Origin of the sequence: Streptomyces diastaticus subsp. diastaticus (genome assembly GCF_011170125.1) — a bacterium.
Taxonomy (GTDB): domain Bacteria; phylum Actinomycetota; class Actinomycetes; order Streptomycetales; family Streptomycetaceae; genus Streptomyces; species Streptomyces diastaticus.
Genome location: NZ_BLLN01000003.1, coordinates 2,178,477 through 2,193,358, shown reverse-complemented (window position 1 = coordinate 2,193,358; position 14,882 = coordinate 2,178,477). Strand labels below are relative to the sequence as shown.

Here is a 14,882-nt window from a genome sequence, read left to right as displayed (position 1 = left end):
CGCTGTCCAGCTCCTGATCACGGTCGTGGAGCACAGCCTCAACTCCCGCCGCGCAGCCCTGGAGTCCCACGCATGACCAACCGCCTACACCCCGCACCGATCGACCACGAAGCGGCCGTCCTGCGAGGACGTCTCGGCATCACCGGCGACGTCCAGCGCAACCTCGACCAGCTCGCCCAGGATCTGGCGCACGCCGCGGGCGTGCCGTGGGCCATGGTCAATCTTTTCGGTGATCACGCCCAGCACTTCCTGGGCCTGGCCGCCCCCGGCCCTGACAGCGGCCTGCCACAGGTCGGCCGGCACATGGACTCCGCGTACGGCTACTGCCCCGAGGTCCGGACCCGGTCCAAGGCCCTGGTCCTGCCCGACGTCTACAGACACCCGCGCTTCACCGGCAACCCGGTCGTCAACGAGATCGGCATCCGCACCTACGCCGGCGCCCCGCTGCTCGATGAGCAGGGCACCACGTTCGGCACGGTCTGCTTCGTCGGCCGGCACCCCTGCCCAGTGCCTCCGGCAACGACTCCCTCGCACTGATCAAGCAGTACCGAGACGCCGCTCAGCAGCTCATATCGCCCCGTCCCGCCACCCGTTGACGTCGAAAGGAGCTGCGGCCGTGATCGAGACCGTACTCACGGACCACCACCACGCCCTGCGCGACGCCGTGCGCACCTGGGCCCAGGCCCACGTCGCCCCGAGGGTGGCCGCGCTGGAGACGTCCCAGGAGATCGAGACCGACCTCGTCCGGGACGCCGCACGGCGCGGCTGGATCGGCGTCACCATCCCGGCCTCGTACGGCGGGATGGGCGCCGGGCAGGTCGCCAAGCTGCTCATCATCGAGGAGATCGCCCGGGTCAGCGGAGCCGTCGCGGCCGCCGTCCAGGCGAGCCAGCTCGGTACTGCGAAACTGCTCCACTTCGGGTCCCAGGAGCAGAAGACCCGGTGGCTCCCGAGGATCGCTGCCGGCGACTGCCTGCCGACCATCGCGGTCACCGAGCCCGGCTCCGGCGGACACGTCCTGGGCATGCAGGCGACCGCTGTCCGGGACGGCGACGAGTACGTCCTCAACGGCCGCAAGGTCTTCGTGGGCAACAGCCACATCGGGGACGTGCACGGGGTCGTCGCCCGTACGGGCCGGGGCTCCGACGGGCTCCTGGCCCTCCTCGTCGACGCCGGAACCCCCGGGCTGCGGCTCGGCGACCTCAGGACCTCCATCGGCCTGCGCGGCTTCAGCTTCGGCGAGCTGATCTTCGAGGACTGCCGCGTGCCCGTCTCACACCGCGTGGGCGAGGTGGGCGACGGGCTGGCCGTCGCCTACAGCAGCAGCGTCCTCTACGGCCGCCTGCAACTCACCGGCGTGGCCCTCGGGGTCCATCGCGCCGTCCTCGACGCCACCTGCCGCTACGTGACGGCCCAGCAGCGCTACGGCAAACCGCTGTCGGCCCTGCCGACCGTCCAGCTCGCTCTCGGCCGCATGCAGGCACGCCTGCTGACCAGCGAAACGCTGGCCTACCAGGCCGCCCACCTGCTCGACCACGGCCGGCCGGGCGACGCGGCGGCCATGACCGCCAAGGCCGTCGGCACCGAGTCCGCCATCGACTCGGCCCGAGAGGCCATCGACATGCTCGGCGCCGAGGGCCTTCACACCGACGCCGGCATCGAGCGGCACCTGCGCGACAGCCTCAGCCTCACCGCACCGGCCGGCACCACCGACATCCAGCACCTCCGCCTCGCCCAGACCGCTCTCGGCACCGCCCACCCCGACTGGTCACACCGCCTGGCCCACCGCCTCACCGCCTCCGTGAGCGACCCGTGGAAGCCCTGGAGAACCCCCAACGACCTCTCGAAAGAAGAGGAGCCTCCTGGCTTACGCGCGCCCACTGAGGCCGAACGCGGCAGCGCCGCCGTGCAGACGGTCACCGACCACATCAAGGCGCGGATCAGCGACCGCACCTACCCACCAGGCATCATCGTGTCCCGCGGTCTCGTCGCCGAAGACCTCTCCAAGCCTGGCGACCGAGTGACGCGTGACCAGGTGGCCCACGCCTTCGCCGACCTCGCAGCCGAAGGCATCGTGACGCTGACAACCGGCCGCGCGCAGATCCAGGCATCCGACACCGTGCCCTGCCGCGCCACCGAGATCGCCGACTACATCGTCAAGCTCTGCGACGGCGGGGCCCTCCTGCCCGGGGAACCCATACCTCCCCGGCAGGAGCTCAGGCACATGCTGGCCAGCGACGGCTACGACACCAGAGGCGCCATCCAGACGCTCATCGACGCCGGCACCCTGACCGCCGTCCCCGGCAGACGCCCCGAAGTGGCACGGCCCCCTCGCACCGCCCTGCTGAGTTGGGGCGCCATCACCGAGGCGCTGCGACACCACGGTGCCGGGACGGTCGGCCACGAGGAAGCGAGGCATGCGGCCGCACACGCGTTCAGGTGGTGGCGCCAGCGCGTCTATCCCTCTCCAGACACCGTGCACGGCACCCGCGGCATCCTCGTCTCCGCAGCCAGCCACCTCATCCCCCTGGTGGCCGCCGGCAACCCCCAGAAGCACCCAGCCGCCCTCGCGGGCAGACGAACCGCCGTCGCCGCCCTGACCGACTGGCCCGAAGACCTCACCTCACAGCTGTGGCGCCTGGCACTCCTAGGCCGCGCAGTCAACTCACTTCGAGACCTCATGCCTGCCTCAGCAGCCGAGAACCAGCCTCGCCCGCTCCCCTGACCAATGCGTCCGTGTCCAAGACCTCAGCAACCCGATCGAAGGGACGACCCACAAGTGAGCACCGACCACTTGACCGTGATCAGCTGGAATTTCGAGAACAACGGCAAGAACGACCCGGCCCGGCGACAGGCCGGTGACGAACTGCTCAAGTCGCTCAATCCCGACCTCGTCTACCGGCAGGAACTCTGGAAGGCCGACGCGAGCGGCCGCACCATCTTCCACGCACAGGCCCGCATGCTCGGCATGCACGGCGAACTCGGCGGCGACTCCTGCACCGCCCTGTTCATCAACCCCCGCCGGTTCTCCGTCATCCGCGACTGGGCAGAGAGCCGGGGCCCCCAGTACGTACTGCCCCCCCCCACCGCCCTCACCCTCCGCTACGAGGAAGCCGGCCCCGACGCCCTCCCCTTCCTCGCAGTGTCCTACCACCTCAACTACGCCAGCCTCACCCAGCGCATGCTGGAAGCCGAATGGCTGACCACCTGGACAGACAAGAAGGTGACCACGCCCAACGGCAAGAGCGTCACCCTGCCCGCGCTCATCGCCGGCGACAACAACTCCTACCCGGTCCCCGGCGCCGCCGGGGACCCGAGGCTGCCGGAAGCCAGTGAGATCAAGAACGCTCCGCACCGCGTCCACCGCGCTGTGGGCCTCGCCCGTCGCCAGCTGATGGTCATGCCCGGCGCTACCAGTGCGCTGTCCGCTCAGATCAGTCGACCGACGGAAGGGGACGCCTGGCCGGGACACCCTCACCGACATCCTGAACCACCCGATAACCCCGCGCGGCGTGAGCGGCGTGAGTGATGTCCACCTCGCAGGAAGGACCGTGGCATGAGTGACCCCCCTCCCGTGCAGATCGACCTGCTCTCGAACCTCGATGGCGATGTGTGTGAGGAGCTGGCGGTTTTGGCTCAGCGTTGCATTAGCGGGTACAGCGACGACCGGCCTGTCAGCGCCTCCCTGGTGCGCTCGCGGCTGACGAACGCGCTGACCGCGTGCCGCCTGTCCTCGCGGTGGCCCGCAACGGGCAGGACCTGGCCGGCTGGTGTGCGGTGCGGCGCCCGGAGCCCGGTGAGGCGAGGGCGCGGCTGTGGGGTCCGGTCGTGAAGCCGTCGGCGCGCCGAGCAGATCTCGGTCTGAGGCTCCTGCAGACGGTGGTGGACGCAGTGCAGTGGCCGCTGGTGACCACGGACGTGCCCGTGGACCGGGACGGCGCTGGCATGTTCTTCACCAGGTCCGGATGGGAGGTGCTGCGCCCCATCACGGTGTTGCACGGCACCCCGTCCGCCGAAGGGCCCGGCACCGTCACCGCAGTCGGCATCACCGGGCTGGAGGCGTACGTCGCCGCGGCCGGCCGCCGTTTCGCCAGTCTGGAGTCGTCGTTCGCCGCGTCGACGCTGCCGCGGTGGCGGGACGACGCACGCTTCAGCGCCGAGACGCTGCTGCTCGACCCGCCGACCGGGTCGCTGCTGCTGGCCCTGGTCCAGCGAAACACCACCGGCAGTGAGCTGCTGGTGGCCGAGGTGTGGGCCGCCGATACGGAGGTCCGCAGGCGGCTCATCGCCCAAGCGCACACCCTGGCCGCCGAACGACAGGTCGCGACGGTGCGCGCGGTGACGCGGCAGGACCCGGCCGACTTCACCGCTAGCGGCATGCGCGTCACCGGCCGCTGCCACACCTACACCCTTCCCGGCGAGCGTTGAGCCCCGGGCATCCCCTACCCCTGACAGGAGGGCGTCCATGCCCACATCCGTGAAACCGCCGCTCGTCCACGCGGTCGATATCATCGGTACTCAGGACGAGGCCCGGCATCTGGCCGGTGAACTCGCCGCCCGCCTCGCTCTCACTCCCGGCGTGCAGAGCATGGACTGGGACGAGACCTCAGCATCGTGGCAGTGCACGCTCGCCGACGGCGGCCGCGGTCGGCTGACGCTGGCCGCCCCGGCGGACCCGGCCGCGGCCGCCGCGCACACCCACCGGATCGTGGCGACGTTCGAACAGGGCACCCCGGCCGCGGCTGAGGCGTACTTCACGGCCGTACGCCATCTGCCGTTCACCGCCACCGAGATCGCCGCTGCCGTGTCCGAGCTGCCGCTGACGAGTCACCTGGCCAACCGGTGGGCCGACAAGCCGCTCTCCGGCGTCGGTGTGCTGCTGACGATCCACCACATGCGCGACTTTGTCGTGCTGGTCGACAGTCTGCTCGCCCTCGGCGTGGACCCGGGGCACATGACCGTGATCGACAAGGAGTACCCCTACGCGCACACCCACCGGGTGGACGCGCACCTGGTGCAGCGGCACGGCATCGCCGTTTGGCGATACCGGGACCTGCGGGCGGGGATCGAGGACCACACCGCCCGGGTCGCGGCCGCAGGCAAGCGCACCGTGGTCATGGACGACGGCGGCTACGTGATGCCCACCGTCCTTCGCGAACTGCCCGGCCAGGCGGACCACTTCGTCGGGCTGGTGGAGCAGACCACCTCCGGTATTCGCAGGGTGGAAGGGCTCGACCTGCCGCTGCCGCTGTTCAGCGTGGCCGAAAGCGACATGAAGTCCATGATCGAGTCGTACGGCATCGCCGACGCGGCCGTCCGCAACACCCTGCGGCTGCTGCCGGACGAGAAGCTGGAGGGTCAGGCCGCGCTCGTACTCGGCTTCGGCCGGATCGGGCACGAGGTCGCCCGCGTCCTGGAGATGCGGCGGATGCGGGTCGCGGTGTTCGACTCCGACATCACCCGCCTGGTCGCCGCGCACGAGGAAGGATTTCTCACCGGCAGGTCGCTGGAGCAGCTGGTGCGCACGCACCAGCCGCGGCTGGTCATCGGCTGCGTCGGCAGCCGCAGCTTCGGCGCGCGCGAGGCCCGGCTCCTGCCGGAGCGCTCCTTCCTGGTCAGCACCACCAGCCGGAACTTCGAGTTCGATCTGGACGAGCTGCGCGCCGCGAGCACCGCGGTGACGGACCGGGGCGTGCTCGGAACCGGCTACCAGCTCGCCGGCGGCCCCGAGATCGTCGTCCTCGGGCACGGCATGCCGATCAACTTCCACTACGCCGAGTCCCTATCCAACCGCTACGTCGACCTGGTCCTGGCCGGGCTCGCGGTCGGCGCCGTGGCCCTGGCCTGCGCCGACGAGCGGCTGCGCCCCGGGCACAACGTCGCCGCGACCAACCTGATCCTCGCCGAGGCGGGCATCGTCGACGACTACTACCGCCTCTACGGCCCGGCCGCCGGCGGCGGACGTGGCTGAACGGATCTTCACGGTCGACGACCTCACCGGCGTCCGGTCGGTGTGCGGATGCCTGGCCTGCAACCTCAGCGCCGTGTTCGCCGAGCACCTCACCGCCCTGCGCACCGGCTACCCCGGCGCCGTCACCACCCTCGGCCACCGCGGCCCGTCGCCGGGGACGACCGCGGTGCCGCACTTCCTCGCTGTACGCCTGGACAGCGGGACCGCGGACGTCGTGGTGTGGGAGGAGATGCGCCGGCACCAGCTGACTGCATGGTTGCCGGCCGCGGATGCCCGGGCCCGGGTGCCGCAGCTGGCCGCCCGGATCCCGCGCCTGGTCCGTATCCGCCAGGCCATTCGCACCGGCACCTTCGCCCCTTCCGGAGCAGCCGGAGAGGCCTTGTCCGCCGGAGGCCGTTACCCCTCGTTCCGCTTTCTCGTCGAACACTGGCCCACTCTCAACAAGGAGTTCACCTCATGACCGCTGCTTCTTCCTCCACCGCCCCGGACTTCGCGACCGTCGGTTCCGGTTACGCCGCGTACTCCGGCGGCGGCCGTGGCCGTCTGCGCCACGACATCACCGCACGCCGCGTCCTGGCCGAGCTCGGTGAGCGGTCTGCCCGCGTCCTGGACGTCGGATGCGGCGATGGGGAGATGGTGCTGCGTCTCGCGGCCGCCGGACACCACGTGTCCGGCGTGGAGAAGTCGCCCGGCATGCTCGAGGCCGCCGCCAAGCGGGTCGCCATCGTCCCCGAGATCGCCGAGCGAGTGACCCTGAGCGAGGGCGACATCTACACACTGCCGTTCGACGACGCCGCGTTCGACGCGGTCGTGTGCCACGGCGTCGTGATGTACCTGGCCGACTCCGTCGCCCCCGTCGCCCACCTCGCCCGGCTCGTCGCCGACGGCGGCATCCTCAGCGTCCTGACGAAGAACCGGCTCGCCGTGGGCGTGCGCGAGGCGCTGTCCGGCGACTACGCGTCGGCCCGGGCGCAGATCGAGAGCGGGCAGGCAGCCAGCGTCGGCAACCTCGGCATCACCACCCGCGGCGACACCCCCGACCACCTGGACAGCCTCGCCCGCGCGAACGGACTCACCCCCCTGCCGTGGCAGGGCGTGCGGATCTTCCACGACCACCGCACCGACTGGAAGCCCACTGAGGAGGAGTACCAGGCGGCGTTCGAGACCGAATGGGCCGCCTCCAGGCGCAGCCCGTACCGGGAGCTGGGCCGCCTGGTGCACGCCGTGGCGCGCCGCGAGGCCACCGCATGACCAGCGGGGTCATCCGGCCGCTGACCATTGCCCACCTCACCCGGTCCCTTGAGGCCCGGGCGGGGCAGCCGATGGAGGCGCTGCGCTGCTACGAGTCGCTGGCCGCGCTATGGATCCGCTGCTGCGACACCGCCACGCCGGGGGCCCGGGTGCTGCGGGAGACGACGTTGCGCGCCGCCCGGCGGCTCGCGGCTGGCGAGACCGCCCTCATCACGCCCGAGTTCTACCGCATCCCCGACCGGCTGACTAGGGACGCTTCCCTCGTGCGCCTGCCGGCGTCCCTGGCCGTCCAAGGCGTGGAGTGCCCAGACGCCCTCGCCCTGGCCGAAGCATGGCTGGGAGCCCGGCGGGACGCCGGGCCGGTTCTGGTCGCAGGGGTGCGCACCGGCGGGGCGTATCTGGCGCCGCTGATAGCCGCCCGGCTGGAAGCCGCGGGCCTGGATGTGCGGGTGACGAGCGTGCGGCCCGGCGAGGACCTGGACGTCCGGGAGCGGCGGGTGCTGCTCGTGGACGACCCGCCGCTGACCGGCCGCACCCTGCTCAGCCTCGCCCAGAGCGTGCCGGGACCGGCCGGCGGCGAGGTACTGGTGCCCGTCTTCGACCCCGCCGACGTGCAGGGACTGCGTCAGGAGGGGGTCGCGGTCACCGTGCTGCCGCGCGAGCGGTGGCAGTCCACTCGCCGCCTTCAACCGGACGCCCTGTCCGCCTACCTGGACGCGCACGCAGATTGGCAGGATGCCGGGCCGGCGCCGGTAGTGGAGGGTCTCGTGCCCGGGCGGGAGAACTCCGCCCTGACGCCGTGGCCGGGCGTGCGGCGTCGTTCCCCGGCCCGGGCCACCGTCCGGCTGACCACCTCTGGAGGCCTTCGGCACGCGGTCGCCGGATGGGTGCCGCCCGGGATCTTCGGCGACGCCGCCCGGGCCGCGGCCGCCTCGGTACGCAGCCCCGTGGTCCCGGCCACACTCGCCGTGACGCCCGCGCTGGTGGTCAGTGAGAGCCTCGCCCCCGCCGCTCGCCTCGGCCCCCAGCCGCCGCCCGAACGACTGGAGGAGGCGATGGACTACGTCCTGGCCCGTGCCCGGCAGCTCCCGGTGGAATCCGCGGCCCCCGGCGGGCCCATGCCCGCAGTTCTGCAGGCGGTGGCCGGGGCCCTGACCGGAACGGACACCGCGGTGGCGGCGTCGGCCGCCGCGCGGATGCTGCAGCTGCTGTCCGCGCTGGCCCCGGCGCTGCCGGACAACCGGTGCGAGGCGGAGAAGTGGTTCCTCGACGACGCCGGACGCCTGCGCAAGACCGGGCACCTCGCCCACGCCTACCGTCGCGACAACGAGCTGCTCACCCCGCTGCTCGATCTGGCCGCGCTCTGCGTCGCGTTTGGCAGCAGCCTGGACACCGTCGCCGACCGTCTCGCCCGCCGTCTTCCCGGCAGCAGGACTTGGTATGCGCCGCTCGCTGTTGCGCTGCTGTGCTATGGGACGGCGCGGGGCGCGCAGCTGCCGCGCACCTACAACCCGCAGCGGGCGGCCGAGACCGCCGTGGAGGCGTACCGGCTTCAGCGCGGCATGTCGAAGGCGGCTGAGGCCGTGCAGCGCGTCCTGAGTGACCTGGTCGGCGGTCCGGAGACGGCCATGCCTGGCGTCGTGCACCGGTGGCAGGAGCCGCCCGGGGCTCTGGTGCAGCCCCGGCTACCGTTCGGCGGCACCGCCGCCCGCCCGATCGGCCCCGGCCCGACGGGCGAGGAGACGCAGATGGCGCAGAAGGCTGTCGCCCGCTGGGCCGAGGGCCGCGCCGAGGCCGTGCGCGAAGGCGACGTGCTGCTGCTCGCCCCGCTCAAGGCGCCGTCGGCCTGGGACCGGGACCGGGCCGCGCTGGAGGACCTCGCCCGGCTGCTGCCCCGCCCCAAACTACTGACCTGGTGCGGTGTACCGGTCGTGACGCTGGGCGAGGTGAGCTGATGCTGGTGTTCGACTTCGACGGTGTCCTGCACGACTCCCGCGCCCGGGCCTGGCGCTGCTATCAGGACGTCCGCGAGGAGATGGAGCTGTGGGCGCTGCCTGACCTGGCCGGGCCCGCCGACCTGCCGGTCGTCTACCAGGGCGTGCTAAGCGCTTCGTTGACCCGCTGGATCGACTTCGAGATCGCCGAGCGGTTCTGGAAGCGGCACGCCGAGCTGACCGCCCGGGCCACCACCGGCGAACCGCACGGCGTCATCCCCGAGTTGGCCGGCCCGCTGGCCAGCCTGGCCGCCGGGCCCGGGTACGCAGTGGTCACCGGCAGCCACCACACCACCGTCCGCACCCTGCTCGCCCGCACCCTCACCCCGGAGGCGATGCCCCAAGTCCTGCTCTCCCGCGACGAGCCGGGCAGCAAGACCGACAAACTCCGCGACCTGCGCACCCGGTGGGGAGCGACCGCGTACGTCGGCGACACCGGCAGCGATGTCCGGCACGCCCACGCCGCCGGTCTGACCGCGATCGCCGTCGCCTACGGCTACGCGAGCTGTGAGGACCTCACCCGAGCCGAACCTGACCGGCTGCTGGACACCCCGGCCGACCTGGCCGCCTGGTGCCAGGCCCAGGCCGCCTGCCCTACCACCGCGCCGGAGCCGTCCACCGCCACCTGACCGCATCCCGAATACCGCCCGCCCTCCCCCGGGGACCGCTGCACACCCCGGGGGACGGCAGGCCCTACCCAAAAGGACCTTCCCCATGGCCGACACCACCACTGCGGCACTGGACCGACTGGCCCGCGCCGTCACCACGGCACACCCCGCCAGCCGCCCGCTGACCGATACCGACAGGGCCGCCCTCGCCCCCCCTGCTCACCTCGCCCAACCACCTGCGCACCCGCCTGGAGGCATACCTGGACGGCGCGCCGGGGCGAGTGAGGGTGAGCGGCACCCTGGACCGGCGCCTGCTGCTCCTGGAACGCCCGAGCGGCGGGTGGGTCGCGGCCGACCTCTCCGGCGCCGAGCACGCCTCCCGCCACTGGCCGCGGTGGAGCGAGGGGCACGTCCGGCTGGACACGCCGGATTCCTGGCTGTCGCACGCCGAGCTGACCGAGACCGCCGTGTACCGGCTGACCCGGCCGGACGTGCACCTGATGGCCCTGTACCACCCGGAGTTCTTTCCGCTGCCGCGCTTCCCCCTGGGGATCAGCGACGTGGCCCGCGCGGCCCGCTCCACGCTGATGGGCACGGTCACCCTGTTCGACATGCAGTTAGGCGTCACGCTGGAGGACCTGCTCAAGCAGCTCACCACCCAGGCGCCGGACATCGTCGGCATCTCGGCGACGTTCGGCCAGCACGACCTGATGCTCCAGCTCCTGGATGCTGCCTTCGCCCTGCCCACCCCATCGCTGGTGGTGGCCGGCGGAAGCCTCACCGCCCGCAACGAACGGCTGCTCCTGGAGCGCTACCCCGACCTGCTCGTCGCCCGCGGCGGCGGCGAGGCCACCATCGAGGGTGTCCTGGCCCACTGGCACGGCGACATCCCGCGCCAGGAGATACCCGGCATCGGCTACACCGGTGCCGCCCGCGGCGGCGGCATGGCCATCGGCCGGCGCCGCACCGCCAAGCCCGTCGCCCGCGACACCGCCAGCGACATCCTGCCCGAGCTCGACCTGCTGCCGGCCACCTTCGCCCACCACGGTGTGGCCCAGCTCGAGACCAGCCGCGGCTGCACCAACACCTGCTCCTTCTGCCCGCGCGGCCACAAGGGCCTGTGGGCCGGCGCCGCCCCCGGCAAGCTGCCGTGGATCCTCGACGAACTGGGCCAGGTCTTCGACCGCCACCCCGACATCTCCCGCACCCTCTACCTGGTCGACGAGGAGATCATCGGCGCGGGCGACGACGCCGTCAGCCGGGTCCTGGAGCTCGCTCGCACCCTGCACGCGGCCGGGTTCACCTGGGAGTCCAGCTGCCGCATCGACCAGACGGTGCGCACCGACCAGGACGAGGCGTGGCACGTAGAGCGGGCCCGCATGTGGCGCACCCTGGTCGACCTGGGCCTTCGGCGGATGCTGTTCGGCGTGGAGTCGGGCGTCGACTCGATCCTGACCCGCTTCAACAAGGAGACGACCGCCGAGCAGAACGCCCTGGCGATCCGGACCCTGTCCGCGCTCGGCGTCCCCACCCGATACACGTACATAACCTTCGACCCGCTCATGAGTCTGGACGAGCTGAAGGCCACCCACGCCTTCCAGGGGCGCACCGATCTGCTGCTGGGCCCCCAGCCCGGCCTGGGGGCGCGCGAGATCGTCCGCGGCGTACGCGACGAGGCGTGGGTGGCCGCGCACACCACCGGTCGGCCGCTGCACACCGGGATCAGCTACATGCTCGTCAGCATGGAGTGCCTGATCGGCGCCGCCTACACTCGGCAGGCGAGTGCCGCCGGGCTGACCGGGCAGCCGGAGCCGCTCATGGGCCGTGTCGCCTGCCGCTACCGGGACTGGCGCATCGGCGTCGCCAGCGGGTGGACGCAGCGGTGGGTGGACCGCCACTTCGCCCTCGACTACACCTTCAAGAGCCTGGAGAAGGTCCTCGACGGCTCACCCAGGCACGCCGTCCGGCAGGCGCGGGTGGTGCTGAAGGACGCCGCCTACGAGGTCCTCGGTGACGTGATCGGCGCCATCGAGCAGTACGACCTCGAGCGGCCCGAGCAGGAGGCGGCCCTGTCCGCGCGCATCGAGACGGCGCTTCAGGCGCGGGCTGGGCTGTTGCGTGACCGGATGGCCATCACCGCGGCGGAGGTCGGCCGGCACCTGTCCGGTGAGCACGCGGCCACCCTCGCCCGGGAGCACGGCCGGTGGGCGGCGGCGACGAGCTGGGAGCTGATCAACGCGGGCGAGTCCTGTGCGTGAACGCCCGGCCAGGGCCCGGGCGCCCCGCAACCGCGTCGCGGTCGGGGCGCCCGGCACCCCGCGCTCAGGCGCCGGTCTTCTCCGGGATCGGCACCCAGTTGAACTCCGGGCAGAAGCGGGCGTACGTCGTCAGCTTCCACGTCGCGTACTCGTCGGTGCGGCCCGAGCTGCGCAGCAGGTGCTTGACCCAGGTGTGCGCGATGCGCTCGTCCAGCGTCATGGTCGTGTCGATCTGGTCGAGCATCCGGCAGGCGACGGCGTAGTCCTCGACCGTCAGCGCGCTCAGGTCGATCTCGATGCCGTCCAGGGTGAAGGAGAACACCAGCCGCGAGGTGGAGAATCGGGTCTTGCGCTCGCCCAGGAACGTGGTGTGGGGCGCCAGGACCTCCCGCAGGCGGTCGCGGTCCTCGACCGGGTAGCCGATGCCCAGGTCCAGGTCGGAGCTCTCCAGGTTCAGCCGGGTGCCGAAGGAGCCGACGTCGCGCGGCTTGTGCCCGGTCCACTCCGTGATCATCGCGGCCGCTTCGGCGCGCACCCGCTCCAGGCGGTCGTCGTGGACGCGCATCTCCTCGTAGAAGGTGCGGGCGCGGTCGAACTCGGCGTCGGTGAAGTCGCAGCGGTCGACCCAGCGCCGCTCAGCGATCGCGTTCAAGTCAAGTTCGGTGAAGGGAGGTTGTGTCGTCACGCGAGGCACCATACTCACTCCCGCACACGATTCATCAATGTTTGCTACTAATTGAGAGGTAAGAGGTACTTCCTGTGAGTGCTCCGACTTCCCCCGCACGCCGCACACTCGCCCGCGGCTTGTCCGTTCATCCGATCGGGATCGGCGCCTGGGCCGTGGGCGGCGCCGACAACAACCTCGGGTTGCCGATGGGCTGGGGCACGGCCGACGACGCCGCCTCCCGCCGCGGCCTGGAGAGGGCCTACGAGCTCGGCGCGAACCTCATCGACACCGCCGACGTGTACGGGCACGGGCACTCCGAGCGGATCATCGGCGACTTCACCGCCACCGTCCCCCGCGACACCGTGGTGCTGTCCTCCAAGGTCGGCTACCACCGCGGCACCGCCCAGCACGCCTACCTGCCCTCGGCCATGCGCCGCCAGCTCGAGACGAGCCTGGAGAACCTGCGCACCGACCGTCTGGACATCTACTTCTTCCACAACGCCGACTTCGGGCCCGAGGCCCGCTACCTGGAGACGGCCGTCGCCCAGATGCGCGACTTCCAGCGCCAGGGCCTGGTCACCGCCGTCGGGATGCGCGGCCCCCACCGCCACGCCACCGAACGGGTCACCGTCGCCAAGGACCAGCGCGGCGACAAGTACGCCCGGTTCGCCCACCTCGCCGAGCAGATCCGCCCCGACTACCTCGCGGCCCGCTTCAACGCCCTGACCCCGCCACCTGCCGCCGACCGGCCGGACGTCTTCGCCCTCGCCGCCTCCCTCGGCGCCAGCGTGCTGATCAACAAACCGTTGGCCCAAGGCCTGCTCACCGGCAAGTACGACCCCGACCACCCGCCCGTCTTCGCCCCCGGCGACCACCGGCTGCGAAAGGCCTGGTTCACCCCCGAGGCACTGCGGATCATCTCCCACGGCCTATGGCCGCTCCGCGAGCGCTTCGGCGACAGCCCGGCCGCGCTGACCCGCGTCGCCCTCCAGGTGTGCCTCCAGCGAGCCGAGAACGCCGCCGTCCTCGTCGGCTTCACCCGCCCCGAGCAGGTAGAAGCGAACCTGACCGCCGTCGGCACCCCGCTGACCGACGACGAGCTCGCCTTCGTCCGCGCCACCCTCGGCCGCCTCCAGCAGAACCTGGACGCCAACAGCGAGGTCTTCCTGGACGAGAAGGAAGCCGGCCGATGAACCCCGCCCGCGAGCAGCTGCCCCTGCTCACCACCGACGAGCCCGCCCACCAGCCCGCCACCGACGCCGTGCGGCTGCTGCTGTTCAACGCCCAGCACGCCTCCCCGGACCGCTCCCGCCGCCAGGCCCACTGGATCGCCGGCCAGGAGGGCGCCGATATCGCCGTCCTCACCGAGGTGTCCTCCACCCAGGGCGGCGACGCCCTCGTCACCGCGCTCACCGAGCGCGGGTACGCCACCGTGATCGCCCCCCAGCCGCCCACGCCCGACTACCGCACGGTCATCGCCTGCCGCACCAGTGCCGTCCGGACCGTCCTCAGCCCGGTCACCGTCACACCCCACCGCGCCCCGGCGGCCCGCGTCACCGTCGGCGGCCACGACATCGGAGTGCTGGGCCTGTACGTGCCCTCCCGCGGCCCGAAGGACCAGCGCAACGTCGCCAAGCGCGCCTTCCAGGAGGCAGTCACCGAGAGCCTGCCACGGCTGCTCGCCGCCTTCCCGGACATGCCCGTCATCGTGGCCGGGGACCTCAACGTCATCGAGCGCGGCCACCAACCCCCGCACAAGGTGTTCGGCAACTGGGAGTACGACTTCTACGACTCCTTCCAGGCCGCCGGCCTCACCGACGCCTTCCGCCACCTCCACCCCGACGAGGTCAACCACTCCTGGTTCGGACGCAGCGGCAACGGCTTCCGCTTCGACCACCTCTTCGTCTCCACACCCCACGCCGAGCGCATCCTGGCCTGCGACTACCACCAGGAAGCCCGTGAAGTGGGACTGACCGACCACGCGGTCATGACGCTGCGCCTGAGCCTGCCGTCCACCACGGGCGAACAGGGTGAAGCCCCAGGGACGGGGGCCGGCTAACAGCCGGCCGCCGCAGCGATCGAACGTCGGCGTTTCGGCCAACCTCCCCCGAGCCGCAGGCCCTTGCGTGGCAA

The 14,882-nt window shown here is 71.9% G+C and carries 12 protein-coding genes and 1 pseudogene; 12 read left to right on the top strand and 1 reads right to left on the bottom strand.

Annotation, left to right across the window (positions count from 1 at the left end):
* Positions 1-72: 72 nt before the first annotated feature.
* The 10 genes and pseudogenes from Sdia_RS17650 to Sdia_RS17605 all read left to right on the top strand — a co-directional run bounded on the left by Sdia_RS17650 (position 73) and on the right by Sdia_RS17605 (position 12,082).
* The gene (locus Sdia_RS17650; RefSeq protein ID WP_189500601.1) at positions 73-537 is read left to right on the top strand and encodes a GAF domain-containing protein; all 465 of its coding nucleotides are present in this window, start codon (positions 73-75) and stop codon (positions 535-537) included.
* A gap of 82 nt (positions 538-619) precedes the next feature.
* A pseudogene (locus tag Sdia_RS30770) lies at positions 620-1,783 on the top strand (acyl-CoA dehydrogenase family protein); the annotation flags it as partial.
* Positions 1,784-2,779: 996 nt separating this feature from the next.
* Positions 2,780-3,529, top strand: coding sequence for a hypothetical protein (locus Sdia_RS17640; RefSeq protein WP_189500602.1), 750 nt, complete (start codon positions 2,780-2,782; stop codon positions 3,527-3,529).
* A 353-nt stretch (positions 3,530-3,882) separates the two neighbouring features.
* Positions 3,883-4,428 carry a hypothetical protein gene (locus Sdia_RS17635; protein WP_189500603.1) on the top strand — a complete coding sequence of 182 codons (546 nt, stop codon included), beginning with the start codon at positions 3,883-3,885 and terminating at the stop codon, positions 4,426-4,428.
* A 37-nt stretch (positions 4,429-4,465) separates the two neighbouring features.
* Positions 4,466-5,971: an NAD(P)-dependent oxidoreductase gene (locus Sdia_RS17630; protein WP_189500604.1), complete on the top strand. Its 1,506-nt coding sequence runs from the start codon at positions 4,466-4,468 to the stop codon at positions 5,969-5,971.
* Positions 5,964-6,431, top strand: coding sequence for a hypothetical protein (locus tag Sdia_RS17625; RefSeq protein ID WP_189500605.1), 468 nt, complete (start codon positions 5,964-5,966; stop codon positions 6,429-6,431). Before Sdia_RS17630 ends, Sdia_RS17625 begins: the two co-directional genes overlap by 8 nt.
* Positions 6,428-7,222, top strand: coding sequence for a class I SAM-dependent methyltransferase (locus Sdia_RS17620; RefSeq protein ID WP_189500606.1), 795 nt, complete (start codon positions 6,428-6,430; stop codon positions 7,220-7,222). Before Sdia_RS17625 ends, Sdia_RS17620 begins: the two co-directional genes overlap by 4 nt.
* Complete coding sequence (locus Sdia_RS17615) at positions 7,219-9,177, top strand: phosphoribosyltransferase (protein WP_189500607.1); 1,959 nt, start codon at positions 7,219-7,221, stop codon at positions 9,175-9,177. Before Sdia_RS17620 ends, Sdia_RS17615 begins: the two co-directional genes overlap by 4 nt.
* Positions 9,177-9,845: an HAD family hydrolase gene (locus Sdia_RS17610; protein ID WP_189500608.1), complete on the top strand. Its 669-nt coding sequence runs from the start codon at positions 9,177-9,179 to the stop codon at positions 9,843-9,845. The genes Sdia_RS17615 and Sdia_RS17610 overlap by 1 nt, the downstream gene beginning before the upstream one ends.
* 266 nt (positions 9,846-10,111) lie before the next feature.
* Positions 10,112-12,082 carry a B12-binding domain-containing radical SAM protein gene (locus tag Sdia_RS17605; RefSeq protein WP_229831630.1) on the top strand — a complete coding sequence of 657 codons (1,971 nt, stop codon included), beginning with the start codon at positions 10,112-10,114 and terminating at the stop codon, positions 12,080-12,082.
* 64 nt (positions 12,083-12,146) lie between these two features.
* Here the strand turns inward: Sdia_RS17605 and Sdia_RS17600 are convergent, their stop codons facing one another.
* On the bottom strand, positions 12,147-12,734 hold the full coding sequence (locus Sdia_RS17600) for a hypothetical protein (RefSeq protein WP_262417699.1): 588 nt from the start codon (positions 12,732-12,734) through the stop codon (positions 12,147-12,149).
* 152 nt (positions 12,735-12,886) lie between these two features.
* Here Sdia_RS17600 and Sdia_RS17595 point away from each other — a divergent pair, with 152 nt between their 5' ends.
* Positions 12,887-13,942, top strand: a complete 1,056-nt coding sequence (locus Sdia_RS17595) for an aldo/keto reductase (protein WP_229831632.1) — start codon at positions 12,887-12,889, stop codon at positions 13,940-13,942.
* Positions 13,939-14,808 carry an endonuclease/exonuclease/phosphatase family protein gene (locus tag Sdia_RS17590; protein ID WP_189500611.1) on the top strand — a complete coding sequence of 290 codons (870 nt, stop codon included), beginning with the start codon at positions 13,939-13,941 and terminating at the stop codon, positions 14,806-14,808. Before Sdia_RS17595 ends, Sdia_RS17590 begins: the two co-directional genes overlap by 4 nt.
* Positions 14,809-14,882 lie beyond the last annotated feature (74 nt).

What these genes read in the sequence shown, in the direction of transcription:
- Sdia_RS17590 (WP_189500611.1), top strand. Translation starts at nt 13,939, where the DNA reads ATGAACCCCGCCCGCGAGCAGCTGCCCCTGCTCACCACCGACGAGCCC.
- Sdia_RS17610 (WP_189500608.1), top strand. Translation starts at nt 9,177, where the DNA reads ATGCTGGTGTTCGACTTCGACGGTGTCCTGCACGACTCCCGCGCCCGG.
- Sdia_RS17620 (WP_189500606.1), top strand. Translation starts at nt 6,428, where the DNA reads ATGACCGCTGCTTCTTCCTCCACCGCCCCGGACTTCGCGACCGTCGGT.
- Sdia_RS17650 (WP_189500601.1), top strand. Translation starts at nt 73, where the DNA reads ATGACCAACCGCCTACACCCCGCACCGATCGACCACGAAGCGGCCGTC.
- Sdia_RS17615 (WP_189500607.1), top strand. Translation starts at nt 7,219, where the DNA reads ATGACCAGCGGGGTCATCCGGCCGCTGACCATTGCCCACCTCACCCGG.
- Sdia_RS17630 (WP_189500604.1), top strand. Translation starts at nt 4,466, where the DNA reads ATGCCCACATCCGTGAAACCGCCGCTCGTCCACGCGGTCGATATCATC.